Annotated in this window: 15 protein-coding genes, 19 tRNA genes and 3 rRNA genes; 34 read left to right on the top strand and 3 right to left on the bottom strand. The window is 42.6% G+C overall.

The genetic code is table 11. The features are described 5' to 3' along the window. Positions 1-29 precede the first annotated feature (29 nt). The 5 genes from ACLJJ6_RS06265 to ACLJJ6_RS06245 all read left to right on the top strand — a co-directional run bounded on the left by ACLJJ6_RS06265 (position 30) and on the right by ACLJJ6_RS06245 (position 6,536). Positions 30-587, top strand: a complete 558-nt coding sequence (locus tag ACLJJ6_RS06265) for a DUF402 domain-containing protein (RefSeq protein ID WP_412988355.1) — start codon at positions 30-32, stop codon at positions 585-587. Between the two features lie 210 nt (positions 588-797). After that, on the top strand, positions 798-1,904 hold the full coding sequence (locus ACLJJ6_RS06260) for an AI-2E family transporter (RefSeq protein ID WP_412988354.1): 1,107 nt from the start codon (positions 798-800) through the stop codon (positions 1,902-1,904). Between the two features lie 119 nt (positions 1,905-2,023). Beyond that, positions 2,024-2,428, top strand: a complete 405-nt coding sequence (gene tagD, locus ACLJJ6_RS06255; RefSeq protein ID WP_412988352.1) for a glycerol-3-phosphate cytidylyltransferase — start codon at positions 2,024-2,026, stop codon at positions 2,426-2,428. 156 nt (positions 2,429-2,584) lie between these two features. Further along, positions 2,585-4,162 (top strand): peptide chain release factor 3, encoded by a 1,578-nt coding sequence (locus ACLJJ6_RS06250; protein ID WP_412988351.1) that lies wholly within the window; start codon positions 2,585-2,587, stop codon positions 4,160-4,162. A gap of 208 nt (positions 4,163-4,370) precedes the next feature. Further along, a complete protein-coding gene (locus ACLJJ6_RS06245) occupies positions 4,371-6,536 on the top strand; it encodes an LTA synthase family protein (RefSeq protein ID WP_412988350.1) in 2,166 nt (721 codons plus the stop codon). A 109-nt stretch (positions 6,537-6,645) separates the two neighbouring features. Here ACLJJ6_RS06245 and ACLJJ6_RS06240 read toward each other — a convergent pair whose 3' ends face one another. Further along, entirely contained in the window at positions 6,646-8,883 is a 2,238-nt protein-coding gene (locus ACLJJ6_RS06240) for an AAA family ATPase (protein WP_412988348.1), read from the bottom strand. A gap of 250 nt (positions 8,884-9,133) precedes the next feature. Here ACLJJ6_RS06240 and ACLJJ6_RS06235 point away from each other — a divergent pair, with 250 nt between their 5' ends. From ACLJJ6_RS06235 to ACLJJ6_RS06095, 29 genes are all read left to right on the top strand, one after another. After that, positions 9,134-9,331 carry a hypothetical protein gene (locus ACLJJ6_RS06235; protein WP_412988347.1) on the top strand — a complete coding sequence of 66 codons (198 nt, stop codon included), beginning with the start codon at positions 9,134-9,136 and terminating at the stop codon, positions 9,329-9,331. Between the two features lie 162 nt (positions 9,332-9,493). Beyond that, positions 9,494-9,760 carry a phosphocarrier protein HPr gene (locus ACLJJ6_RS06230; protein WP_057751410.1) on the top strand — a complete coding sequence of 89 codons (267 nt, stop codon included), beginning with the start codon at positions 9,494-9,496 and terminating at the stop codon, positions 9,758-9,760. Further along, a complete protein-coding gene (gene ptsP / locus ACLJJ6_RS06225) occupies positions 9,760-11,484 on the top strand; it encodes a phosphoenolpyruvate--protein phosphotransferase (protein WP_412988346.1) in 1,725 nt (574 codons plus the stop codon). The genes ACLJJ6_RS06230 and ptsP overlap by 1 nt, the downstream gene beginning before the upstream one ends. A gap of 95 nt (positions 11,485-11,579) precedes the next feature. Next, positions 11,580-12,386: an alpha/beta fold hydrolase gene (locus ACLJJ6_RS06220; RefSeq protein ID WP_412988345.1), complete on the top strand. Its 807-nt coding sequence runs from the start codon at positions 11,580-11,582 to the stop codon at positions 12,384-12,386. A gap of 62 nt (positions 12,387-12,448) precedes the next feature. Beyond that, the gene (locus ACLJJ6_RS06215; RefSeq protein WP_412988343.1) at positions 12,449-13,624 is read left to right on the top strand and encodes a glycosyltransferase family 4 protein; all 1,176 of its coding nucleotides are present in this window, start codon (positions 12,449-12,451) and stop codon (positions 13,622-13,624) included. 23 nt (positions 13,625-13,647) lie between these two features. Next, complete coding sequence (locus ACLJJ6_RS06210; protein ID WP_412990438.1) at positions 13,648-14,655, top strand: glycosyltransferase family 4 protein; 1,008 nt, start codon at positions 13,648-13,650, stop codon at positions 14,653-14,655. A gap of 4 nt (positions 14,656-14,659) precedes the next feature. Continuing rightward, positions 14,660-15,694: a lysylphosphatidylglycerol synthase transmembrane domain-containing protein gene (locus tag ACLJJ6_RS06205; protein WP_412988342.1), complete on the top strand. Its 1,035-nt coding sequence runs from the start codon at positions 14,660-14,662 to the stop codon at positions 15,692-15,694. A gap of 434 nt (positions 15,695-16,128) precedes the next feature. After that, positions 16,129-17,706, top strand: a 16S ribosomal RNA gene (locus tag ACLJJ6_RS06200). Positions 17,707-17,934: 228 nt separating this feature from the next. Further along, positions 17,935-20,858 (top strand): 23S ribosomal RNA (locus tag ACLJJ6_RS06195). 95 nt (positions 20,859-20,953) lie between these two features. Next, positions 20,954-21,070 (top strand): 5S ribosomal RNA (rrf, locus tag ACLJJ6_RS06190). Together the 16S, 23S and 5S rRNA genes with 19 tRNA genes alongside form the textbook arrangement of a ribosomal RNA operon. A 7-nt stretch (positions 21,071-21,077) precedes the next feature. Next, positions 21,078-21,150 (top strand) — tRNA-Val (locus ACLJJ6_RS06185). Positions 21,151-21,153: 3 nt separating this feature from the next. Next, positions 21,154-21,226 (top strand) — tRNA-Lys (locus tag ACLJJ6_RS06180). 45 nt (positions 21,227-21,271) lie between these two features. Continuing rightward, positions 21,272-21,344: transfer RNA gene (locus tag ACLJJ6_RS06175), tRNA-Thr, on the top strand. A gap of 12 nt (positions 21,345-21,356) precedes the next feature. After that, positions 21,357-21,428, top strand: a tRNA-Gly gene (locus tag ACLJJ6_RS06170). A 24-nt stretch (positions 21,429-21,452) separates the two neighbouring features. Beyond that, positions 21,453-21,538: transfer RNA gene (locus ACLJJ6_RS06165), tRNA-Leu, on the top strand. Between the two features lie 9 nt (positions 21,539-21,547). Further along, positions 21,548-21,621: transfer RNA gene (locus ACLJJ6_RS06160), tRNA-Arg, on the top strand. A 4-nt stretch (positions 21,622-21,625) separates the two neighbouring features. Further along, positions 21,626-21,699, top strand: a tRNA-Pro gene (locus ACLJJ6_RS06155). A 33-nt stretch (positions 21,700-21,732) separates the two neighbouring features. Next, positions 21,733-21,806, top strand: a tRNA-Met gene (locus ACLJJ6_RS06150). A gap of 20 nt (positions 21,807-21,826) precedes the next feature. After that, a tRNA-Ile gene (locus ACLJJ6_RS06145) sits at positions 21,827-21,900 on the top strand. Positions 21,901-21,945: 45 nt separating this feature from the next. Beyond that, positions 21,946-22,035: transfer RNA gene (locus ACLJJ6_RS06140), tRNA-Ser, on the top strand. Between the two features lie 10 nt (positions 22,036-22,045). After that, a tRNA-Met gene (locus tag ACLJJ6_RS06135) sits at positions 22,046-22,119 on the top strand. A gap of 4 nt (positions 22,120-22,123) precedes the next feature. After that, a tRNA-Asp gene (locus ACLJJ6_RS06130) sits at positions 22,124-22,198 on the top strand. A gap of 5 nt (positions 22,199-22,203) precedes the next feature. Continuing rightward, positions 22,204-22,276 (top strand) — tRNA-Phe (locus tag ACLJJ6_RS06125). A 16-nt stretch (positions 22,277-22,292) separates the two neighbouring features. Next, positions 22,293-22,363 (top strand) — tRNA-Gly (locus ACLJJ6_RS06120). Between the two features lie 12 nt (positions 22,364-22,375). After that, positions 22,376-22,450: transfer RNA gene (locus ACLJJ6_RS06115), tRNA-Ile, on the top strand. Between the two features lie 2 nt (positions 22,451-22,452). Beyond that, positions 22,453-22,540, top strand: a tRNA-Ser gene (locus tag ACLJJ6_RS06110). 8 nt (positions 22,541-22,548) lie between these two features. After that, a tRNA-Glu gene (locus tag ACLJJ6_RS06105) sits at positions 22,549-22,621 on the top strand. A gap of 14 nt (positions 22,622-22,635) precedes the next feature. After that, a tRNA-Met gene (locus ACLJJ6_RS06100) sits at positions 22,636-22,709 on the top strand. A gap of 4 nt (positions 22,710-22,713) precedes the next feature. Beyond that, positions 22,714-22,788 (top strand) — tRNA-Asp (locus ACLJJ6_RS06095). A 140-nt stretch (positions 22,789-22,928) separates the two neighbouring features. Here ACLJJ6_RS06095 and ACLJJ6_RS06090 read toward each other — a convergent pair. Both ACLJJ6_RS06090 and ACLJJ6_RS06085 read right to left on the bottom strand, forming a co-directional pair. Further along, positions 22,929-24,170, bottom strand: coding sequence for an ISL3 family transposase (locus tag ACLJJ6_RS06090; RefSeq protein WP_412988180.1), 1,242 nt, complete (start codon positions 24,168-24,170; stop codon positions 22,929-22,931). A gap of 415 nt (positions 24,171-24,585) precedes the next feature. Next, positions 24,586-25,308, bottom strand: coding sequence for a hypothetical protein (locus ACLJJ6_RS06085; RefSeq protein WP_412988340.1), 723 nt, complete (start codon positions 25,306-25,308; stop codon positions 24,586-24,588). Between the last annotated feature and the right edge of the window lie 61 nt (positions 25,309-25,369).

Below are 25,369 nucleotides of genomic sequence, written 5' to 3'. Positions count from 1 at the left end.
ACTTTGAGAATTGGAAAGATGTGTCATTAATGAATCGCAAGTCAAAGAAACCCAGAGCTGGGGACTATATTGCGATCAAAAGCTACAAGCACGATGGCAGTTTGCATCGAACATGGCGCGATACAATGGTTTTAAAGAATAGTGATGACGAGTTTATTGGGTGTAATGATCATACACTTGTCATTGAAGATGATGGGAGACGATGGGTAACTCGCGAGCCGGCCATAGTTTATTTTCATAAAGATTATTGGTTTAACGTGGTCACCATGATTCGCAGGGGTGGCGTATCTAATTACTGTAATTTAGCTTCACCGTACGTTTTGGATGACGAAGCTTTAAAATATATTGATTACGACTTAGACGTAAAAGTTTACCCTAATGGGGATCGAAAATTATTAGATGTTGATGAATATGAGCGCTTTAGTCACCAATGGCACTACCCTAAAGATACCGATCAAATTATTCGGGCCAGCGTTTTAACGTTGACAGAGTGGATTGATCAAGGTACTGGGCCGTTTTCTGACGAATTTATTAATATCTGGTACCACCGTTATCTGGAACTTGTTCAGCGAAATAACCAGCGCTAATTTTTGATTGTGATTAAATGAAATGAAAACTCAAGGAGTCTTCAGTTCTGGATATAAATCTAACTGGCAATATTTGAATTTTTCGAATATTGCCAGTTTGTGTTTATCAGCTAAGTTAACCGGCACTAAGTACGTTATAATGGATTGTAATGAAACAAAAGTTTTGCTCGGTACAGTGATTGAGATACAGAGTAAAAAGGGAGCCCTGTTATGTTTGATAAAATTAGAAGATCACCGTTAATGTTTTGGTCACTTGAGCTTTTAATCGTGGCCGCTTTAATTTATGTCTGCACTAAAATCAATTTTTTGTTTGCCCCCATTGGGACGTTTATTTCGACAGTGTTCGTTCCTATCATTTTGTCGGGATTCTTGTTTTATTTACTGAATCTACTCGTTAAATTATTAGAGAAAGTCCATTTTAAAAAATTCCGTATTAGCCATACGTGGGCCGTCGTGATCGTCTTCTTATTGCTGTTTGGTATTATTGGTTATGCTTTGGGATGGATGATTCCAAGGTTAGTTAAACAGATTGCGCAATTAATTGAAAGCTTACCTACTATCGCCACAAATTTACAAACGGCTTCCAAACATTTTTTGACGCACGCCGACTGGCTTAAGAATGTGGATTTGGATCCGTACATCCAGAAAATGAATAGTTCCATCGGGACATACGCTGAATCGGCCTTGAGTACGATGACCAGCAGTATTGGCACACTCATATCTACGATTACGAGCGTGACGGTGGTTATTATCACAGTGCCAGTAATGTTATTTTACATGTTAAAAGATGGGCATAAGTTGGTTCCTAGTGTCAAACGGTTGTTACCCGAGAAAAACGCGGATACAATTGTCGAGCTCTTCAATAAAATGAGTGCGACATTATCTTCCTACATTGATGGGCAGGTATTGGAATGCCTGTTTGTGGGGACATTCACGGCGATCGGCTATATGATTATCAGCCAGCCTTATGGACTCTTGTTAGGGGTGGTGGCCGGCATTTCGAATATTGTCCCGTACGTGGGCCCCTACATTGGTATTTTTCCAGCGTTGTTAGTGGCAATCACCGTTTCTCCGATGCAAGCGGTGTGGGTGATTGTGGTGGTGTTAATCGTTCAACAGGTGGATGGTAATTTAATTTATCCCAACATCATTGGGCGTAGCTTACAGGTACATCCTTTGACAATCATTATTTTACTGCTAGCGGCGGGAAAAATTGCAGGGATCCCCGGCATGATCTTAGCCATTCCAGCCTATGCGGTTGTTAAAGTGGTGGTTGAATTTGTCTATCATATTTGGATTTTAAATAATGAGGACTAACGCACAGATGCGCGGTTTTGACGGCTTAATCTCAGGTTGGGATTAAAGTGGCGCGCAAACGCGATTATGTGGTAATATTGGGGAGTATTTTAATTTTAACAGTTTTAGGAGAATGAACATTGAAGAAAGTAATTACTTATGGCACCTTTGACTTATTGCATAAGGGGCATATTCGCTTGCTTAAACGTGCCAGAGCATTGGGGGATCACTTGACGGTTTGTGTGTCAACGGATGAATTCAATGCGCTCAAGGGTAAGAAAGCTTACACAAGTTATGAAGATCGCAAGTATATTCTGGAAGCTATTCGCTATGTGGATGAAGTGATTCCAGAAAAGGGCTGGGATCAAAAGATTAAGGACGTTCAGGAACGCCACATTGACACGTTCGTTATGGGGGATGACTGGAAAGGCAAGTTTGACTTTCTTAAAGACTATTGTGAAGTCGTTTATCTCCCGAGAACTGAAGGCATTTCAACAACAAAAATCAAACACGATCTTGGACTTGAAGGCGACGATGAAAAGTAACACTCAAACAAGAACTGGGGGAATTTTCCTTTGGTTCTTTATTACTATTTAGGTAGGTTACGTATGTAAAAATAAAATGAAGCTCGTGGGCCTTACAAACGGGCCTGTCAAAATGAAGTTAATGAAAAGTGTAATGAAGAGGTAGGAAGGTAGTTTATGAACGAGACAACATTAGACCAGGCGGTTGCCAAACGGCGAACGTTTGCCATTATTTCACATCCCGATGCCGGGAAAACCACCATTACGGAGCAACTGTTGCTCTTTGGTGGCGTTGTGCGTGAAGCTGGGACAGTCAAAGCCCGTAAATCGGGAAATTATGCAAAATCAGACTGGATGGAAATTGAAAAGAAACGTGGGATTTCTGTGACTAGTTCCGTAATGCAATTTGACTATCAAGGCAAACGAATTAATATTTTGGATACACCGGGACATGAGGATTTCTCCGAAGACACGTATCGAACCTTGATGGCTGTCGATTCAGCTGTCATGGTTATTGATTCGGCGAAAGGGATTGAACCCCAAACCAAAAAGTTATTTCAGATTTGTAAAATGCGGGGCATTCCCATTTTTACTTTTATGAATAAATTAGATCGTGATGGTCGCGAACCTTTAGACTTAGTCAACGAACTTGAAGAAGTCTTGGGGATTGATGCTTACCCAATGAACTGGCCAATTGGAATGGGTAAGGGGCTGCAGGGTCTGTACGATCGCTATAATCAGCGGGTCGTTTTATACCATAAGGATGCCCAGGGTAATCAATATTTACCGTTGGAAGAAGATGGCACATTAGCTAGTGATCACCCATTAACAGAAGATAGCGCCTATCAAGATGCTTATGCAGATATGGAATTGCTTAGCGAAGCAGGTAATCAGTTTGATAAAGAAAAAATTGCGTCTGGTGAATTGACACCGGTGTTCTTTGGGTCAGCGTTAGCCAACTTTGGTGTAAAGACCTTTTTGGATACTTATTTGCAGTATGCACCAGCACCTGCAGTCCATGTGGACCAGGCTGGCGAAGAGATCGCCCCAGATGACGCTGAATTTTCCGGCTTCATTTTCAAAATTCAAGCGAATATGAATCCCAATCATCGGGATCGGATCGCGTTTGTCAGAATTTGCTCCGGGGAATTTGACCGCGGTATGGATGTCACTTTGAATCGCACGGGCAAGGTAATTCGTCTGTCCAATTCCACCCAATTTATGGCCGATGCCCGGCATACTGTTGAAAAGGCGGTAGCGGGAGATATTGTCGGCCTATACGATACCGGTAATTTTCAGATTGGGGATACGATCTATGCAGGTAAACAAGCTATCCAATTTGAAAAGTTACCGCAATTTACACCAGAGCTTTTTGTACATGTTCGCGCGAAAAACGTCATGAAACAAAAATCATTCCATAAGGGTATTCAGCAATTGGTCCAAGAAGGGGCTGTCCAGCTGTACACCAACTATAATACGGGAGATTATATTTTGGGTGCAGTTGGTCAATTGCAGTTTGAAGTTTTCCAATTTCGAATGTTAAATGAGTACCATTCGGAAGTTGTCATGGAACCGATCGGTAAAAAGATTGCGCGCTGGATTGATCCAGAACAGCTTGATGAGCGGATGTCATCATCCCGGAATCTGTTGGTCAAGGATCGTGCGGGCCAGCCATTATTCCTATTTGAAAATGAGTTTGCTGAGCGCTGGTTCAAAGGAAAGTATCCGGATATCGAACTGACAGCAAAACTATAAGACGCAGCTAGAAGGAGGGCAGGTCCGTGTTTTGGGGGTTGGCCTCTTTTTATGAGCATTTTCTCAAATGGAGATTAAAGTTATTTAAAATCTGTGTAAATCCATGGGAAAGGTCTATTAAAAATACTAATTTTCAGTTATACTTATTTAGTTTATGAACGTCATTTAGGTTCAAATTTAACTGTTGTAATGTAATGGAGGTTCAACTATGAGTCAAGCGTGGCATAAGATCCGCCGGGGATTAAATACACGGTTTGGATTTTTCCTGTTCGCCGTTATTCTATTTTGTGTGAAGTCCTATATGGCTTACCAAATGAAATTCAGTTTAGGTGTTCAGGGAAACATGCAAGAATTAATTTTGGCCATCTCGCCGATCGCTACAGCCCTATTCCTATTTGGAATCGGACTTTATTTTCGGGGGAAGTGGGCATATTGGTGGATGATCCTGATGGATGCCATCTTGTCAACGTGGTTGTTTGCAAACATTCTTTATTACCGTGAATTCTCAGATTTCATTACGTTTAACTTGATTAAAGGTTCGGGTTCAACTTCTGATAATCTTGGTAAAAGTTTGATGGGAATTATCCGCGGTACTGATTTCCTAGTGTTTGTGGACGTTGCGGTTATTATTTTACTGCTTTTGATCCGGTTTATTAAGATTGATATGACACCGTTCAAATTCCGCTATGCCGCGGCTACTACGGTGCTAGCGGTGGGCGTGTTTGGTGTGAATCTTGGGATGGCCTATAGCAATCGTTCAGGGTTGTTAACGCGAACCTTTGATAACAACTATATCGTGAAATATTTAGGGTTGCAGACATTTACAGCTTATGATGCGATTAAGACGTATCAAAATAGTGAACAAAAATCAAAGGCTTCTGATGATCAATTGAAACCAGTTGAGAAGTTTTTAAAGGAACATCATGTTTCTTCAAATATTCAGTATAAAGGCGTGGCCAAAGGAAAAAATGTCTTTATTATCCATTTGGAAAGTTTGCAGCAATTTGTGATCGACAAAAAATGGGATGGACAGGAAATTACGCCTAACCTGAATAAGCTGTACCATGAAAAGGATACGTTGAGTTTTGACAACTTCTTTAATCAAGTGGGACAAGGAAAGACTGCCGATGCTGAAATGATGCTGGAGAATTCTCTCTTCGGATTGGCAGAGGGCTCAGCCATGGTTATGGATGGGACAAGTAATACTTTCCAAAGTGTGCCGGCTATTTTAGATCAAAATGGGTATACCACCGCTTCTTTCCATGGGGATGTGCCTAGTTTCTGGAACCGGGATAACGCGTATAAGTCATTTGGTTACGAATATTTCTTCAGTAAAGAGTACTACAAGATTAAACCGGGATATGTCAGCGGCTACGGAATGAAGGATAAAATCTTCTTAAAAGACGCGATGAAGTATGTGGAGCAACTGCCACAACCTTTCTATGCAAAATTAATTACGGTTTCCAATCACTATCCGTATTTAATTTCTAAAAAGGATGCTTCCATTAAACCGTGGGATACTGGCGATCCAACCGTTGATCCGTACGTGCAGACAGCGCATTATCTTGACCAATCCATTGGGGAACTGTTGAGTTATCTGAAAAAGTCTGGATTGATGAAGAACAGTATGCTTGTGTTGTATGGGGATCATTACGGCATTTCGAATAATCATAAGGCAGCGATTGCCAAGATTTTGGGACTTAAACAGATTGACAATTACAATCTGGCCATGTTCCAAAAGGTACCGTTTATGATTCATATGACCGGACTTAAGGGTGGGGTTAACCACACATATGGTGGTGAGATCGATGTGATGCCGACACTCATGAATTTACTCGGAATTAATGATTCGGGTGCTATTCAGTTCGGACAAGATTTGTTGTCTAAAGATCGCAATCAAATTGTTGCTTTCCGTGATGGTAATTTTGTATCTCCGAAGTATACCAAGTATGGCAATGATTTGTATTATACCAAGACAGGACAGCAGATCACTGATGAATCCGCAACTGAGAAGCAAGAAGTTAAGAAGATACAAACGTATGTTAATAAAGAATTGTCGTTATCAGATTCAGTCATCAATGGTGATTTACTGCGTTTCTCCAAACACAGTTGGTTTAAAACGGTAGACAAATCGAAGTATAACTATAAAAAGTCGGCCGGTCTGAAGCAGTTAAGTGAGGCTCAAGAAAAAGAACCAACCAGTTTACTGAAGAAAAACAAGGGGAAGTCAACTTTGGATCTCTATAAGACGGATGCACCTGAATTAAAAGATGAAAGTTCGAGCAGCTCAAGTTCGAGCTCTAGCAGTTCAGGTAGTTCCTCATCTTCTTCCGAATCAAGTTCCTCATCAAGCTCAAGTTCAAGTTCTAAATAACAAAAAGCAAGCAAGCTGAAATTTTCGCTTGTGCAGAAAACCCCCGATATTGGACTAATTCCAACATCGGGGGTTTTCTTTATGGCTTGTTTTTTGATTTAGATCTTATTTACTTTTTAGCTGTAGTACTTGAGGCCACATCGGCGTTGCTTTCTACCGCAAGAGTGATATTTCCATCTGCGATTTTAGCAACCAAGTTTTTAGCATCCGGATGATCAAGATAGTAATCTGCAATTCGATCTTCAATCTGCTCTTGAATGACACGCCGTAATGGTCGCGCACCCATTTTTGGATTGTAACCTAAGGAGACTAATTTCTCTTCAACTGGTTCTGTGACATGAACATGCAAGCCTTGAACGGCTAACATCTTATTCACATTGCCAATCATCAAGTCAACAATCTTCATTAAGTTTTCCTTAGTGAGTGAATTAAATTCGACAATATCATCAAAACGGTTCAAAAATTCTGGTTTGAAGTAATTTCCCAATTTATCTAAGACAGAATGTGTCTTGCCTTGTGAAGCAGCTCCGAAACCAACATCAGCTTCGACATCACCAGTTCCTGCATTGGAGGTCATAATGATGATCGTATCTTTGAAGCTGACGGTCCGACCTTGTGAGTCTGTTAGGCGGCCATCGTCAAGAATCTGCAAGAACATATGCATGACATCAGGATGGGCCTTTTCAATTTCATCAAGTAAAACCAGACTGTAGGGATGACGACGAACCTGTTCAGTCAATTGACCAGCTTCTTCGTAACCTACATAGCCAGGAGGGGAACCGATCAACTTCGAGATTGAATGGGGTTCCATGTACTCACTCATATCAAACCGAATCATGGCATCCTCAGAACCAAAGAGTTCATTTGCTAACTGCTTAGCCAACTCAGTTTTCCCAACGCCGGTAGGACCGACAAAAAGGAAGGAGCCGATTGGTCGGCCCGTGCCGTTTAAACCAATCCGGTTACGACGGATAGCTCGAGCAATTTTATCAACTGCCTGATCCTGGCCAATAACCCGCGAACGTAAATCTGAACTGAGATTTTGTAGTTGTTCTTGTTCTCGTTTTTGTAATTCGCCAACGGGGATGTCAGTTTTTTCTTCAATGATTTTTTCCATATCTTTATCAGTGACAGTAGGAACGTCGCCAGAGTTAGCTGCGCCAGATTTTGTCTTCTCTAGCTTATTCACTTGATCACGATAATAGGCAGCCTTTTCGTAATCTTCTGCTTTTAAAGCATCTTGTTTGTACTTTTCAGCATTATCAATTTTTTGCTGAATCGTATTTGGATCCACGGTATTAATAGTTAAATTCTTTTTCGAACCAGCTTCATCTAAGAGATCAATTGCCTTATCAGGTAAGAATCGGTCTTGAATGTAGCGCTTAGAGAGTTTTGCAGCTGCTTCGATAGCTTCATCCGTATAATGAACGTGATGGTAGTCTTCGTATTTCTTTTGAATCCCTTTTAAAATACGGATGGACTCTTCCACACTAGGTTCATCAACTTGAACAGGTTGTAAACGCCGCGCTAAGGCCGCATCCTTTTCAATATCACGATACTCGTTTAAAGTTGTGGCCCCAACTAACTGGAAATCGCCACGGGCAAGGGCAGGCTTCAAAACGTTGCCAGCATCCATACCGCCTTCAGCATTACCAGCACCAACAATTTCATGAATTTCATCAATAAAGACGATTAAGTCCTTATTATTTTCAACTTCTTTCATCAATTGTTGCATCCGTTGTTCAAACTGCCCTCGAATGCCAGTTCCTTGAACCAGCGAAACGACGTCCAAACGGATAATTTGTTTGTTGATTAATTTTTGTGGGACATCACCGGCAACGATTCTTTCGGCTAAACCTTCAACAACCGCTGTTTTTCCGACCCCAGCTTCACCGATTAAAACCGGATTATTTTTTGTCCGTCGGTTAAGAATTTCAATCACACGTGAAATCTCTGAATCACGGCCGATCACAGGATCGATTTTACCTTGTTTGGCCAATTCAGTAAGATTTAACCCGTACTGAGCCAGCAGACCGGCTTGACCATTACGACGATTGCCGCCGTTATTGCCAGTTGGTCCACTTGGTTGTGTCGGGGGAACCTGTTGATTAAATCCTTGAGGACTCTCAACATTTCCGTTTTGCATTGCTCGGAAAATGTCATCTAGATTTCCAAATCCAAATGGGTCTTGTGCCATATTCATAGCACCTCCATTTCCATTATTTCCTTCTTGTTGTTTGAGAAGTTGATAGCAATTTTGACAAAGATCAATCTGCTGCCGCTGTCCATTGACATTGGTGTACAGATGAATTGTTGCTTCATTTTTGTGACAATTCTGACATAGCATCACTTGCTGTCTCCTTTCAAGAATCACGGTCAAAAAAGTTTGACCAACTTTGACCATGACCACATTATAACGCGCAAAATAAAATGTGCAAGTAATTTGTTCAAATTTAAAATTGCGCTGAAATATACTTGCTAGGCGTTTTCCCACCTCAAAAACGATTTTAGCACTTTAAAACGATGAGTGCCAACATTTGAACTTTCAGCCTTTTTCAGCTAAACTAAATTTACATTTGGAAAGGGTAGGTGATTATATGGCAAGAGATTTTTCTAATTTATTAGAACAGCTTCGTCAAGGTAGCCTGAAAGAACTAAAAGTTGAAGCCGACGAGTTCGCTGATTTTCAACCTATATATATGAAATATGATCAGCGCAAACGCGTGATTGGTGAAGCGCAACGCAACGGTACCGTGATTTACCGTTTTGAAAGCAATGAAAACGACAAGCAATAAATTTTGATTAATTTGTGAAAGGGCTTGTAATAATTTCGAGAAATTGCTATCATCAATGGGAAAGGCTGATTAATTGTTAGTAAAATGAAGTGACATTTGTTTTATGATCCAAAAAGAAAGCCCTTACTAAACTTATCTTATTTTAAAGGAGATCGATTTATAATGGAAACACGTGACTTTCATGTTATTGCAGAAACAGGTATTCATGCTCGCCCAGCTACTTTATTAGTACAGGCAGCAAGCAAATTTAACGCTGATGTTAAATTAACTTATAAGGACAAATCAGTTAACTTGAAATCTATCATGGGCGTAATGTCATTAGGTGTTGGTCAAAACGCTGACGTGACAATTTCTGCTGATGGTGACGACGAAAAAGAAGCTATTGAAGCTTTAGCTGATACAATGAAAAAGGAAGGACTTTCTGACTAATGGCAAAAGAATTGAAGGGAATTGCTGCCAGTGATGGCGTTGCAATTGCGAAAGCATACATGCTTGTCGACCCTGATCTGTCATTTGATAAGAAAACCATTGATGATCCGGATGCTGAAGTGAAACGTCTTCATGATGCTTTAGACGCATCTAAATCAGAATTAGAGTTAATTAAGAACAAGGCTTCCGAAAACCTTGGGGAAGAAGAAGCTGAAGTTTTTGAAGCCCACATTACGATTCTCTCAGATCCAGAACTAATTGGTAATATTGAAGACAAGATCAAGAACGATACCGTTAATGCGGAGCAAGCATTAAAAGATGTTACAGATGGTTTCATCGAAACATTTGAAGCCATGACGGATAATCAGTACATGCAAGAACGTGCTGGTGATATTCGCGACGTGACAAAGCGGGTAATGAGTCACTTGCTTGGTGTTGAACTCCCTAATCCAGCTTTGATTAATTCTGAGGTTGTGATTGTGGCACATGATTTAACACCTAGTGATACGGCTCAGTTAGATCGCAAGTTTGTGAAAGGCTTTATCACGGATATTGGTGGTCGGACTTCACATTCAGCTATTATGTCGCGAACTTTGGAAATTCCAGCAGTTGTTGGTAGTGAAAAAGCAACAACGGCCATTCAATCTGGAGAAACTGTCATTATCGATGGTATTCATGGATTGGCAATTGTGGATCCTGATGATAGTCAAGTTGCAGAATACCAAAAAATGCAAAGTGACTTTTTAGAACAAAAAGCCGAATGGGAAAAACTACGTGATGAAAAGACCTTTTCTAAAGACGGCGTTCATTTCGATTTAGCAGCTAATATCGGTACTCCTGATGATATCAAAGGGGTCCTTGATAATGGTGCTGAAGCAGTTGGTCTTTTCCGTTCTGAGTTCTTATACATGGATTCTAGCGAATTACCAAGTGAAGATGATCAGTTCGAAGCTTACAAAAAAGTTGTCGAAGGCATGAACGGCAAGCAAGTTGTTGTACGAACAATGGATATTGGTGGTGACAAACAGTTACCTTACCTGCCACTTCCAGACGAAATGAACCCATTCTTGGGTTACCGGGCAATTCGGATTAGTTTGGATCGGACAGATTTATTCCGGACACAGTTGCGTGCGTTATTACGGGCTTCTGCATACGGAAAATTGGCCATCATGTTCCCAATGATTGCTACCGTTGCTGAATTCAAGAAGGCCAAGGCCATTTTTGAAGATGAAAAGCAAAAAATGGTGCAAGCAGGTAAGAAGATCGGGGACAATATCCAAGTCGGTATGATGATGGAAATCCCTGCTGCTGCGATGATTGCTGACAAATTGGCTAAGTACGTCGACTTCTTCAGTATTGGCACAAACGATTTAATTCAATATTCCTTTGCTGCTGATCGTGGAAATGAAAAAGTTTCCTACCTCTATCAGCCATACAACCCTTCCTTGTTGCGTTTGATTAAGAAAACAATCGACGCTTCTCATGCAGAAGGTAAGTGGACTGGGATGTGCGGTGAAATGGCCGGCGATCAAACTGCAGTGCCAATTTTAATGGGACTGGGGTTAGACGAATTCTCAATGAGTGCAACTTCTGTTTTGAAGACACGTTCATTGATGAAACGTTTAGATACAAACGAAATGAAGAAGCTGGCTGAAAAAGCGGTGACAGATGCAGAAACAAATGAAGATGTCATCAAACTTGTTCAGGAAGCATTGAATAATTAAAAAGTTTCAATTTCATTAAAATCTCTAGGGACTTGAAAAGGTTCCTAGGGATTTTTTGGTATACTAAGAACAATATAACAATCGAGGCGGTAGGGATGAAGTTTGTGACCACAGATCGGGTCCAACTAGATTATACGAGTGAGGGTTCTGGACAACCCGTTTTATTTTTAACGGGCTTTGGTGGGGCTAAAGAAATATGGCAACATCAACGACGTTTTCTCCTTGATCACCATTATCGGGTGATTTTACTGGATTTGCGTAATCAAGGACATTCGCAGCATGTCAGTTGGGGACTGCGTATTTCCCGCTTAGCAGCCGATGTGCATGAATTGTGTGATTTTTTGAAGCTTAAACAGCTTGTGTTAGTGGGTAACTCAATGGGCGGTTCTGTAATTTGGAGTTATCTTTCTTTATTTGGATCCCAAGATGTTGCCCAAATTTTAGTGGTGGATCAGTCGCCTAAAATGTTGAATGAGCCAGACTGGCCGTATGGATTTAAAGATTTGAATTGGGAAAATGTGGCCACACGACTAAAATCTCCGCTGGGACATGCCACGTTCAAACATATTGATGATGATACTTTCCAGTTAGTCACTAAGGTTCATCAGAGTTACCCCTTTGATGAAGCCCTTAATTATCCCTTGCTGTTGAATCACGCTGTGCAGGATTGGCGCGATGTTATTGGAAAACTAACCATCCCAATGTTGTTAGTCCTTGGTCAACAGAGCCCGTATTTTGATTATCATTTTGGGGACCGGGTAAAGAAGATGTCGCGATTTGTAGAAGTCGCGCTCGTCTCGCAGAGCGGTCATATTGTCATGGCTGAACAAAGTTGCCAATTTAATCAGTTATTGTTAGCGTTTTTGGAGAATGGGGATAAAAACTTAGCCTCATTTGCATAACGCTTATGAAACCAATATAATTAAACTTGAGTAAGTGGATAGTTTTTTTGAGGAGGATACTTGTGAATATCGGAATTTTTACGGACACGTATTACCCGCAGGTAAGTGGAGTGGCAACTTCGATCAAAACCTTACGGGCACAACTTGAAAAACAGGGGCATCAAGTGTACATTTTTACGACTACGGATCCCAAAGTCGATAAAAATGTTTATGAGAGAAACATTTTCCGTTTCACAAGTATTCCCTTTGTTTCGTTTACAGATCGACGGATTGCTGTGAGTGGGCTGTTTAAAGCTTATCAAGTAGCCAAAGAACTGAATCTAGATATTGTCCACACACAAACTGAGTTTTCTTTGGGATGGATTGGAAAGTTTGTTGCCAAAAATCTGCGGATCCCGTGCGTGCACACCTACCACACAATGTATGAGGATTATCTGCATTACGTTGCTAATGGCCATTTGCTACGCCCTTATCATGTTAAACAGGGCACACGGGCATTTTGTTATCACTTGACAGGCGTAGTAGCGCCCAGTGAGCGGGTAATTAAAACGCTCAATACTTATGGGGTTAAGGCTCCTATTCGCGTGATTCCAACTGGAGTTAATGTTAACCATTATGCTCAGCATGAAGATGTGGATTGGCGAGCTAAGTATCATTTACCTAAAAATAAAAAAATTCTGTTGTCTTTAAGTCGTTTAGCTTACGAAAAAAATATTCAAGAAGTGATTCGGACTTTTCCCAACATCCTGGCATCAGTGCCGGATAGTTTGCTTTTGATTGTTGGCGATGGGCCGGCCCGGGAAAGCTTAGAACAGCAAGCTCAGGATTTGGGAATTTCTGATGCAGTTCGTTTTACCGGAGAGATTGATAATGACATTGTTTACCGATTTTATCAGATGGCAGATTTGTTCGTATCAGCCTCTGATTCTGAGTCTCAGGGCTTGACTTATATCGAAGCTTTAGCAGCGGGACTGAAAGTTGTGGTTAAATCAAGTCCGTATACTAATGAATTATTGGATGATCCATCGTTAGGGGTTACTTTTGAGACGGAGAGTGAGTTTATTCATTTCGTTGAAAATTATTTGAATCATCCGGCGAGCTTTGAAGATCCTGAACCGCGTGAAAGAAAGCTGTACGATATTTCTGCGGATCATTTTGGTAAACAGATCGTGGAATTTTATAAGGACTCACTCGTTTTATATGCGGATCATGAAGAGTCTTCGAGCTTTTCAGATTAGGGGGGAAAGATTTGCGAATTAATATGTTTTCTTCGGCATCAAAGGTGAAAGGCCAAGGTGTTGAGAGCGCGTACGAAGAACTAATTTCACTTCTAAAAACACATTTTCCAGATGAATTTGAAGTGCGGATTAATCAATATAGTCGCGCAGAGATTAGTCATTATCACACGATTGATCCTCAATTTTACTTGTCAACGTTTATGCCGGGAAGAGGAAGGAAAATTGGCTACGTGCACTTTTTGCCTGAGACGATTGAGGGAAGTTTAAAGATTCCCCAACCTTTCCGGAGTATTTTTTATAAATATATTATTGCGTTTTATAAACGAATGGATCACATTGTTGTTGTTAATCCAACGTTTATACCCAAATTGGCGGCTTACGGCATTCCAGAGGACAAGGTTAGTTACATTCCCAATTTTGTCCATAAAAGTGAATTTTATGAGATGACGGACGAAAAAAAACAGCAGGTTCGTCAACAATTGGGCATTCCCTCACAAAAATTTATGATTTTAGGGATCGGCCAGGTACAGGAACGCAAAGGTGTGAAAGATTTTATCAAGTTAGCTCAGCATAACCCTAATGTTCAGTTTGTCTGGGCGGGGGGGTTTTCGTTTGGCAGAATGACAGATGGCTATACAGAACTCAAAAAAGTAGTAGATAATCCGCCTGCTAATTTGAGGTTCACTGGCATTGTTGATCGTAGTGAGCTTGTTAATTACTATAATGCGGCCGACTTATTTTTGTTACCGTCGTATAATGAGCTCTTTCCAATGTCGGTATTGGAAGCCTTTAGTTGCGGTACGCCCGTCTTATTACGGGATCTAGATCTCTACCATGCAATTATTGCCGGAGATTATGCACCGGCTGCTGACGTTTCCGAAATGCAACAACAAATTGAACGGCTCCTTAACGACCCCAGTGCACTTAAACAGTTGCACCGCAAGTCGATTGAAGCTTCTGAAAAGTATTCTGAAGCCCATTTGGCAAATATCTGGCACGGATTCTATATGCGTCAGGCAAGAGAGGGCTAGACTAATGTCAAAAAAGAATAAAATTGTGCTTGCCATTATGTTGATCCTGGGTATCGCTATTTTTGCCTTTTCGCTTAGAAATGTGAATCTAAATCAGCTGATGCATGATATGGTTCATATTCACTGGCAGTGGTTGCTGGTTGCAATTCTATGTATGCTCCTTTATTTTGGAATTGAAGGGTTGATTACGCGATTGTTTGTGATCAGTAATGGTGACCGTTTTTCCTTTAAAGATGCAATTAGAATTCCCTTAATTGAACAGCTGTTTAATGGTATTACGCCATTTTCATCAGGTGGACAACCTGCACAGTTAGTAGCTTTAATGCAAAGTGGTGTTGAAGGTGGCCGTGCAAGTTCGGTCTTATTGATGAAATTTGTTGTCTTCCAGGCCATGATTGTCATTAATTTTATGTTTAGCTTACTGGTAGGGTTTAATTATATTGCTGAAAAAATGCAGTATTTGTCACTATTTGTAGTTTTTGGTTTCGCAATTCATTTTGCAGTGATTGTGGGTCTTCTACTGATTATGTACTGGCACAGCTTTACTAAAAAACTTATTTATTGGGTGTTAATTCCGGCAAAGTGGTTTGTTAAACGAGAACGCTATGATAATTGGCGACAATCATTGGACGAAAAAGTCGATACTTTTTATTTAGAAAGCGTGCGGATCAAATCACAATGGAAATTGTTGATCAAAGTGTTTGTGATGACATTTTTTCAGCTGCTCTTTTACTATTTGGTGCCTTACTACATTATGCTAGCTTTGGGTTATACAGGAATTAATGTGGTCATGGTCACTTCACTGCATGTTTTAATTGTTATGGTAATTTCAATTTTTCCTATTCCTGGCGGTTCAGGTTGTGCAGAGTACAGTTTTGATGTGCTTTTTTCGAGTTTTATCCACAGTAATAGTAAACTGGTTTTAGCCATGCTGATTTGGCGTTTGTTAACTTATTACTTTGGTATGTTCGGTGGCATGTTTGCCTTAGTCACGAAACCAGACAAGTTAAATCGGACGATAGTTAAGAAAGTGAAATGATAAGAAAAGTGTTGCTCGTTTACGGGTGATGCTTTTTATTTCAAAAAAATATTGGGATACAAATGTAGGCATGACGGTGCTTTAAAGAAAGAGACGTTATTTTTCTATAATTTAGGTCTTGACCGTAAAGTGAATTCTTGATATGATATTCAAGGTCGTTTTTGAGAGGTTCGCTTCTCTAACCACCAAATCAAATGTTTTTAATAAAGTTAAATTTGGTTGTTGACTTTTTCAAAAACAGATGATAAAGTTAAGTAATTGCGTTGAGGCGTTTAGCGCTTCCAATCGCGACATAGTAGACCTTTGAAAACTGAACAAAGTTTCGACGAAACAAATGTGTAGGGTCTTCAAATGAGAATTTGAAGCAAACAATTTGCGAAGTCAATTCGCTTAAAACAATGAAACAACAAATGAGCTTTTTAAAAACTCAATTATAATATGAGAGTTTGATCTTGGCTCAGGATGAACGCTGGCGGCGTGCCTAATACATGCAAGTCGGACGCACTTTCGTTACGTGAATTAGAGATGCTTGCATCGAAGATGATCGTAACCATAAAGTGAGTGGCGAACGGGTGAGTAACACGTGGGTAACCTGCCCAGAAGCGGGGGATAACACCTGGAAACAGATGCTAATACCGCATAATAAAGTCAACCGCATGGTTAACTTTTAAAAGATGGCTTCGGCTATCACTTCTGGATGGACCCGCGGCGTATTAGCTAGTTGGTGAGATAATGGCTCACCAAGGCAGTGATACGTAGCCGACCTGAGAGGGTAATCGGCCACATTGGGACTGAGACACGGCCCAGACTCCTACGGGAGGCAGCAGTAGGGAATCTTCCACAATGGACGCAAGTCTGATGGAGCAACGCCGCGTGAGTGATGAAGGCTTTCGGGTCGTAAAACTCTGTTGTTGGAGAAGAACGTGTGTGAGAGTAACTGCTCATGCAGTGACGGTATCCAACCAGAAAGCCACGGCTAACTACGTGCCAGCAGCCGCGGTAATACGTAGGTGGCAAGCGTTATCCGGATTTATTGGGCGTAAAGCGAGCGCAGGCGGTTTTTTAAGTCTAATGTGAAAGCCTTCGGCTTAACCGAAGAAGTGCATTGGAAACTGGGAGACTTGAGTGCAGAAGAGGAGAGTGGAACTCCATGTGTAGCGGTGAAATGCGTAGATATATGGAAGAACACCAGTGGCGAAGGCGGCTCTCTGGTCTGCAACTGACGCTGAGGCTCGAAAGCATGGGTAGCGAACAGGATTAGATACCCTGGTAGTCCATGCCGTAAACGATGAATGCTAAGTGTTGGAGGGTTTCCGCCCTTCAGTGCTGCAGCTAACGCATTAAGCATTCCGCCTGGGGAGTACGACCGCAAGGTTGAAACTCAAAAGAATTGACGGGGGCCCGCACAAGCGGTGGAGCATGTGGTTTAATTCGAAGCTACGCGAAGAACCTTACCAGGTCTTGACATCTTCTGCTAACCTAAGAGATTAGGCGTTCCCTTCGGGGACGGAATGACAGGTGGTGCATGGTTGTCGTCAGCTCGTGTCGTGAGATGTTGGGTTAAGTCCCGCAACGAGCGCAACCCTTATTATTAGTTGCCAGCATTAAGGTGGGCACTCTAGTGAGACTGCCGGTGACAAACCGGAGGAAGGTGGGGACGACGTCAAATCATCATGCCCCTTATGACCTGGGCTACACACGTGCTACAATGGACAGTACAACGAGTTGCGAGACCGCGAGGTTTAGCTAATCTCTTAAAACTGTTCTCAGTTCGGACTGCAGGCTGCAACTCGCCTGCACGAAGTTGGAATCGCTAGTAATCGCGGATCAGCATGCCGCGGTGAATACGTTCCCGGGCCTTGTACACACCGCCCGTCACACCATGAGAGTTTGTAACACCCAAAGCCGGTGGAGTAACCTTCGGGAGCTAGCCGTCTAAGGTGGGACAGATGATTGGGGTGAAGTCGTAACAAGGTAGCCGTAGGAGAACCTGCGGCTGGATCACCTCCTTTCTAAGGAAAATAGAAACGGAAACCTGCACATTGTTGAAACTTTGTTTAGTTTTGAGAGGTTTACTCTCAAACTTTGTTCTTTGAAAACTAAATAATATCGAAAAATTTTCTAATTTTAATTATTGTCAATAATTAAACCGAGAACACCGCGTTTTATAGAGTTTTAAAACAAGATTAGTTCGAAACATAATCGCTAAACTCAAAACCACTTTACCGCAGGTAAAGTTAGGTTAAGTTATAAAGGGCGCATGGTGAATGCCTTGGTACTAGGAGCCGATGAAGGACGGGACTAACACCGATATGCTTCGGGGAGCTGTAAGTAAGCTTTGATCCGGAGATTTCCGAATGGGGAAACCCAACAACACTAATCCGTTGTTACCACCACATGAATACATAGTGTGGTTGGAGGTAGACGCGGGGAACTGAAACATCTCAGTACCCGCAGGAAGAGAAAGAAATATCGATTCCCTAAGTAGCGGCGAGCGAACGGGGAACAGCCCAAACCAGGAAGCTTGCTTCCTGGGGTTGTAGGACTGAACATTTGAGTTACCAAAGATTTTCATAGCCGAACAGTCTGGGAAGACTGGCCAGAGCGGGTGATAGCCCCGTAGGCAAAATGAAGATCCCTCAGTTCAGGATCCTGAGTACGGCGGAACACGTGTAACTCCGTCGGAATCCGGGAGGACCATCTCCCAAGGCTAAATACTCCCTAGTGACCGATAGTGAACCAGTACCGTGAGGGAAAGGTGAAAAGCACCCCGGAAGGGGAGTGAAATAGTTCTTGAAACCATGTGCCTACAAGAAGTCAGAGCCCGTTAAGGGGTGATGGCGTGCCTTTTGTAGAATGAACCGGCGAGTTACGTTTACATGCCAGGTTAAGTTGAAGAAACGGAGCCGCAGCGAAAGCGAGTCTGAAGAGGGCGACTGAGTATGTAGATGTAGACCCGAAACCAAGTGACCTACCCATGTCCAGGTTGAAGGTGCGGTAAAACGCACTGGAGGACCGAACTCGTGTACGTTGAAAAGTGCTGAGATGAGGTGTGGGTAGCGGTGAAATTCCAAACGAACTTGGAGATAGCTGGTTCTCTCCGAAATAGCTTTAGGGCTAGCCTCGGAATTAGGATCATGGAGGTAGAGCCACTGTTTGGACTAGGGGCCCGTCTTGGGTTACTGAATTCAGATAAACTCCGAATGCCATTGATTTATGTCCGGGAGTCAGACGGTGAGTGATAAGATCCATCGTCGAAAGGGGAACAGCCCAGACCACCAGTTAAGGTCCCTAAATATATGTTAAGTGGAAAAGGATGTGGAGTTGCATAGACAACTAGGATGTTGGCTCAGAAGCAGCCATCATTTAAAGAGTGCGTAATAGCTCACTAGTCGAGTGATTCTGCGCCGAAAATGTACCGGGGCTGAAACATATTACCGAGACTGTGGATGCCACCGTAAGGTGGCGTGATAGGAGAGCGTTCTAAGGGCAATGAAGGCAGACCGTGAGGACTGTTGGAGCGCTTAGAAGTGAGAATGCCGGTATGAGTAGCGAAAGACAGGTGAGAATCCTGTCCACCGTATGACTAAGGTTTCCTGGGGAAGGCTCGTCCACCCAGGGTTAGTCGGGACCTAAGTCGAGGCCGAGAGGCGTAGACGATGGCCAACAGGTTGAGATTCCTGTACTAGTTAAACTTGTTTGAACAATGGAGGGACGCAGGAGGCTAAGGAAAGCGCACGGTTGGAAATGTGCGTCCAAGCAGCGAGTCTGGTGAAGAGTTAAATGCTTTTTGCCTCAAGGACAAGCTGTGATGGGGAGTGAAATTTAAAGTAACGAAGTTCCTGATGTCACACTGCCGAGAAAAGCTTCTAGTTAGAGTTTAACTACCCGTACCGCAAACCGACACAGGTAGTCGAGGAGAGTATCCTCAGGTGAGCGAGAGAACTCTCGTTAAGGAACTCGGCAAAATGACCCCGTAACTTCGGGAGAAGGGGTGCTGATCGCAAGATCAGCCGCAGTGAATAGGCCCAGGCGACTGTTTATCAAAAACACAGGTTTCTGCAAAATCGTAAGATGACGTATAGGGGCTGACGCCTGCCCGGTGCTGGAAGGTTAAGTGAATGAGTTAGCTTCGGCGAAGCTTTGAAATGAAGCCCCAGTAAACGGCGGCCGTAACTATAACGGTCCTAAGGTAGCGAAATTCCTTGTCGGGTAAGTTCCGACCCGCACGAAAGGCGTAACGATCTGGGCACTGTCTCAACGAGAGACTCGGTGAAATTATAATACCCGTGAAGATGCGGGTTACCCGCGACAGGACGGAAAGACCCCATGGAGCTTTACTGTAGCTTGATATTGAGTGTTTGTACAGCTTGTACAGGATAGGTAGGAGCCGTAGAAACCGGAACGCTAGTTTCGGTGGAGGCGTTGGTGGGATACTACCCTCGCTGTATGAACCCTCTAACCCGCGCCACTAAGCGTGGCGGGAGACAGTGTCAGGTGGGCAGTTTGACTGGGGCGGTCGCCTCCTAAAGAGTAACGGAGGCGCCCAAAGGTTCCCTCAGAATGGTTGGAAATCATTCAAAGAGTGTAAAGGCAGAAGGGAGCTTGACTGCGAGACAGACAGGTCGAGCAGGGACGAAAGTCGGGCTTAGTGATCCGGTGGTACCGTATGGAAGGGCCATCGCTCAACGGATAAAAGCTACCCTGGGGATAACAGGCTTATCTCCCCCAAGAGTTCACATCGACGGGGAGGTTTGGCACCTCGATGTCGGCTCATCGCATCCTGGGGCTGTAGTCGGTCCCAAGGGTTGGGCTGTTCGCCCATTAAAGCGGTACGCGAGCTGGGTTCAGAACGTCGTGAGACAGTTCGGTCCCTATCCGTCGCGGGCGTAGGAAATTTGCGAGGATCTGTCCTTAGTACGAGAGGACCGGGATGGACATACCGCTGGTGTACCAGTTGTTCCGCCAGGAGCATCGCTGGGTAGCTATGTATGGATGAGATAAACGCTGAAAGCATCTAAGTGTGAAACTCGCCTCAAGATGAGATTTCCCATTCCATTTATGGAAGTAAGACCCCTGAGAGATGATCAGGTAGATAGGTTGGGAGTGGAAGTGTAGTGATACATGGAGCGGACCAATACTAATCGGTCGAGGACTTAACCACGAAGTGGTGAAACTCGGAGGAAAAGAGAGTAGATATTATTTAGTTTTGAGAGAACAAAATTCTTTCACACGAGCCACGAAGGTGGATCGGAGAAGTGTGGTGGCGATAGCGAGAAGGATACACCTGTTCCCATGTCGAACACAGAAGTTAAGCTTCTTAGCGCCGAGAGTAGTTGGGGGATCGCTCCCTGCGAGGGTAGGACGTTGCCATGCGAATAATGGAGGATTAGCTCAGTTGGGAGAGCGTCTGCCTTACAAGCAGAGGGTCACAGGTTCGAGCCCTGTATCCTCCATTTGAGCCGTTAGCTCAGTTGGTAGAGCATCTGACTTTTAATCAGAGGGTCGGCAGTTCGAGGCTGCCACGGCTCATTGGCACAAAGTGCCATATGAATTGAATATTGGTTATAAAATGATGCCGACTTAGCTCAGTTGGCAGAGCATCTGTCTTGTAAACAGGGGGTCGGAGGTTCGAATCCTCTAGTCGGCATTTTATAATTATGCGGAAGTAGTTCAGTGGTAGAACATCACCTTGCCATGGTGGGGGTCGCGGGTTCGAATCCCGTCTTCCGCTTTGTAGTTTTTTAACTGCAACGTTGCCGGGGTGGCGGAATTGGCAGACGCACAGGACTTAAAATCCTGCGGTCAGTGATGACCGTACCGGTTCGATCCCGGTCCTCGGCATTTTAATAAGCACCCATAGCGCAATTGGATAGAGTGTCTGACTACGAATCAGAAGGTTGTAGGTTCGACTCCTACTGGGTGCATTTTCGGGAAATAGCTCAGCTTGGTAGAGCACCTGGTTTGGGACCAGGGGGTCGCAGGTTCGAATCCTGTTTTCCCGATTAAATGTTTTTTATTTACATTTAAGTTTAGATCGCGGTGTAGCTCAGCTGGCTAGAGCGTCCGGTTCATACCCGGGAGGTCGAGGGTTCGATCCCCCCCGCCGCGATAGGTTTTGTGTACGAACTTGGACCTTTAGCTCAGTTGGTTAGAGCAGACGGCTCATAACCGTTCGGTCGTAGGTTCGAGTCCTACAAGGTCCATCTTATTCTTATGGATATATTGGGACATGTAAACCGTATTTTTATGGAGGATTACCCAAGTCTGGCTGAAGGGAACGGTCTTGAAAACCGTCAGGTGGGTCAAACCACGCGAGAGTTCGAATCTCTCATCCTCCTTTTTAATTATCGCGGGATGGAGCAGTCTGGTAGCTCGTCGGGCTCATAACCCGAAGGTCGCAGGTTCAAACCCTGCTCCCGCAATTATGGTTCCATGGTCTAGTTGGTTTAGGACGCCTGCCTGTCACGCAGGAGATCACGAGTTCGAGTCTCGTTGGAACCGTTAATGGCTCGGTAGCTCAGTCGGTAGAGCAATGGATTGAAGCTCCATGTGTCGGCAGTTCGATTCTGTCCCGCGCCATCTAATAACCTTTTATGCGGGTGTAGTTTAGTGGTAAAATCACAGCCTTCCAAGCTGTTGTCGCGAGTCCGATTCTCGTCACCCGCTTTTTTCTATAAGGGGCCTATAGCTCAGCTGGTTTAGAGCGCACGCCTGATAAGCGTGAGGTCGATGGTTCAAGTCCATTTAGGCCCATTGGAGAAGTACTCAAGTGGCTGAAGAGGCGCCCCTGCTAAGGGTGTAGGTCGCGTAAGCGGCGCGAGGGTTCAAATCCCTCCTTCTCCGTTTTTTATGACCCGTTGGTCAAGTGGTTTAAGACACTGCCCTTTCACGGCAGTAACATGGGTTCGAATCCCGTACGGGTCATTTTTATATATTATCGCGGGATGGAGCAGTCTGGTAGCTCGTCGGGCTCATAACCCGAAGGTCGCAGGTTCAAACCCTGCTCCCGCAATTATGGTTCCATGGTCTAGTTGGTTTAGGACGCCTGCCTGTCACGCAGGAGATCACGAGTTCGAGTCTCGTTGGAACCGTCAGCTGAATAATCGGTATCAAGCAAATGAAAGTACAGTCAATATCAAGTGATATTGACTTTTTTTGTGGGTCTCTGTCAAATTGTATTGGTGGAGATTTTTGAAAAGCATGTTCACTTCGGTGAATGTGCTTTTTTTGTTTACGCATAAATTAAACTGATACGAATGAAAAAGTTATGAATATTTTGAAAACCAAAACAGCTACGCTTTAACACCTTAATTTTACGATTTAGTCCTTCAATAGGACCGTTGGAATACGGATAACGACAACTATTGAGAACAGCAGGACCATTCTTTATTAAAGTTGAGATAGTAATATCCATTTGGTTGCCAGCCGCCTTGTAGTTGGCAATCAAGGTTTTAAATCCAACCGCATCTTTTTGTTGAATGGCTGTTAGAATTCCTTGATAGGTTTGATACACAGTTTTAAATTCTGGAAATTCATCTAAGGCTAGGTCAATGGCGTTCTGTTGGGTCATGTATTCGTTGATACCGTGTAAATAGATAAGTTTAGTATCATTGACCTTTTCTTCTGCCAAATGGAACAAACGCCATTGAGATTTTAGAATGCGATAAACTCGGGAATGCTTATCTTGAAAAGTATGGATCACACGTGTACGTTCGTTATCCAGTGCCCGACCGGCAAGTTGAATAATGTGGAAACGGTCAATGATGGTTATTGCCTTAGGAAATAACCGATGAATAAAGCCAGCATACTCAGCATTCATATCAACGGTGATTGTTTGAACTTTCATACGTTCTTGAACTGAATAGCGAGCTTCAAAGTAATCAATGATATCCTTACTAAGGCGATCCTTAAGAATCACAATGCGGCGATGACTAACGGCATCGCAACAGTTAAAGGACATTAGATGATTACAGGAACGGAATTCATCAAAACAAAGATTTTGGGGGAGTGTTTTAACACGATAAGCTAAGTGAATATTCGCATTTAAAATGCGTTGAACACTACTTGGTGAAATCCCACAAATCTTAGCGATTTCTTTACTGGTCAGCATATCCCGAGCCAGAACAATTACTTGATGTTTCACATTATGCGTAAAAGTTTCATTACGTTTAACGAGGTTAGTTTGAGCACCACAGGTTTTTAAACACCGTTTACATTGATATCTTTGTCGTTTTAGCTGCATCTCATAACGTCCACCTGATAAGGTTCCCAATCTTAGATGGCCAATGTGAGTTCCATTTTTGATTAGAGATTTATGGCCACAATGAGGACATTTTAAAAGTTGATAGGAAAGGATAGCGTGAACGACATGAACGTGTTGCCCATTGGGATAATGTTCCTTAGTAATCTCAGTTACAGTTAAATTAGGGTCTGTTATTTCGAATAGGCTTAGGATAGAATTAGTTAGGGACATTTGTTTTTCCTCTTTTCGATTTTATTAGGCGATTAAATCGTAACACAAAGAGGGCAAATGTCCTTTTTTTTTTCAAAATAAAAACTGGTATCAGTTATTCACCAATACCAGAAAGTGTAGACCCTTTTTTGTTTCTGAAATGACTTTTAGTCGCTAAAATCGCATAAGGAGCCTTCCTCAACTGCTGTTGGTGAGGACTTCATCATCTAAGCGTAAATAGTTTACGCAGGTTTTTAAATGGGTGGGGTGCACTGACCTATAAGATTGTTTCATAGTATCGGCGTCAACTGAATTTGACTAAAACAAAAGCTACCAGGCGCGTTTAACCGTTCTATCAAAATGGAAACAAAAAAGGATGACAGATTACTATCTGACACCCTGAAAAGAGAAATATTGGTTAATTATCGGCAAAAAACTATAAAAAGAACAAAAGATTAAAAAGTAAACTTAATCCGGTGGCCAAACAAAGTCGAATTTGATTCTGAGAGATGAAAAATTCAGTAAGAAACGCAATCATCAGGATCCCGATGCCTAAAATACCATAAGTGCCTAAATGTAAACTGACGATACCCAAAGCACTGATAATGCCAAGTATTAGTTGAAAAATAGTGTGATAGGCAAAGTTTAAATTGAAAAATGGAAAGAATAAAAACAGGTTAGCTAATAGCGGAACTGCTAAAATTTTTAAAAAACTAGCCGATAAAAATCCGCACTGCACATAAAATAAGGCTGTGGGGAGGATAAAAGTGACGCTAATCACAAATGAAAGCCACCCCGTCCAGTTATGTTTGGAGGGCAAAATGAACGGAATCAAGGTCGCTAAACTGGTAAACAAAAGAAGGCCAATAGTTGGCGCAATTCGCGAAAAGCTTAAAGCCGCAATTACAATAGTGATGCCGACCATGCTCAAAAAAATCGGAGACGAGATTTTATTAGTCAGACGGTCAAAAACTAAAAAATTAAACATGAAAACAAATAAAATTAATAAAATTTGATTATCAACTGTATGGTGGATGGTAGTTTGTAACTGATGGCCAAACAACATTGGGACTAACCAGATGGTAACAGTTTGCAGAGCCGTCATGATGATAGGTAAGATTGTCTTTTTATTGGAACGAGATAAACGCATTTTTTGCATAATTGATAAACTCCTGTTTCAAATAACTCAATCGTAAACAAAGTTTGGTTGGTCGTCAACC

It is taken from the genome of Pediococcus siamensis, from assembly GCF_047220215.1.
Taxonomy (GTDB): domain Bacteria; phylum Bacillota; class Bacilli; order Lactobacillales; family Lactobacillaceae; genus Pediococcus; species Pediococcus siamensis.
The sequence above is the reverse complement of the archived record's forward strand: the minus strand, read 5'-3'. Positions and strand labels throughout refer to the sequence as shown.

Coding starts and splice junctions, on each gene's coding strand:
- ACLJJ6_RS06230 (WP_057751410.1), top strand. CDS start 9,494: ATGGAAACACGTGACTTTCATGTTATTGCAGAAACAGGTATTCATGCT.
- ACLJJ6_RS06085 (WP_412988340.1), bottom strand. CDS start 25,308: ATGCAAAAAATGCGTTTATCTCGTTCCAATAAAAAGACAATCTTACCT.
- ACLJJ6_RS06220 (WP_412988345.1), top strand. CDS start 11,580: ATGAAGTTTGTGACCACAGATCGGGTCCAACTAGATTATACGAGTGAG.
- ACLJJ6_RS06240 (WP_412988348.1), bottom strand. CDS start 8,883: ATGCTATGTCAGAATTGTCACAAAAATGAAGCAACAATTCATCTGTAC.
- ACLJJ6_RS06235 (WP_412988347.1), top strand. CDS start 9,134: ATGGCAAGAGATTTTTCTAATTTATTAGAACAGCTTCGTCAAGGTAGC.
- ACLJJ6_RS06090 (WP_412988180.1), bottom strand. CDS start 24,170: ATGTCCCTAACTAATTCTATCCTAAGCCTATTCGAAATAACAGACCCT.
- ACLJJ6_RS06260 (WP_412988354.1), top strand. CDS start 798: ATGTTTGATAAAATTAGAAGATCACCGTTAATGTTTTGGTCACTTGAG.
- ACLJJ6_RS06205 (WP_412988342.1), top strand. CDS start 14,660: ATGTCAAAAAAGAATAAAATTGTGCTTGCCATTATGTTGATCCTGGGT.
- ACLJJ6_RS06250 (WP_412988351.1), top strand. CDS start 2,585: ATGAACGAGACAACATTAGACCAGGCGGTTGCCAAACGGCGAACGTTT.
- ACLJJ6_RS06265 (WP_412988355.1), top strand. CDS start 30: ATGAATCGCAAGTCAAAGAAACCCAGAGCTGGGGACTATATTGCGATC.
- ptsP (WP_412988346.1), top strand. CDS start 9,760: ATGGCAAAAGAATTGAAGGGAATTGCTGCCAGTGATGGCGTTGCAATT.
- ACLJJ6_RS06245 (WP_412988350.1), top strand. CDS start 4,371: ATGAGTCAAGCGTGGCATAAGATCCGCCGGGGATTAAATACACGGTTT.
- ACLJJ6_RS06210 (WP_412990438.1), top strand. CDS start 13,648: ATGTTTTCTTCGGCATCAAAGGTGAAAGGCCAAGGTGTTGAGAGCGCG.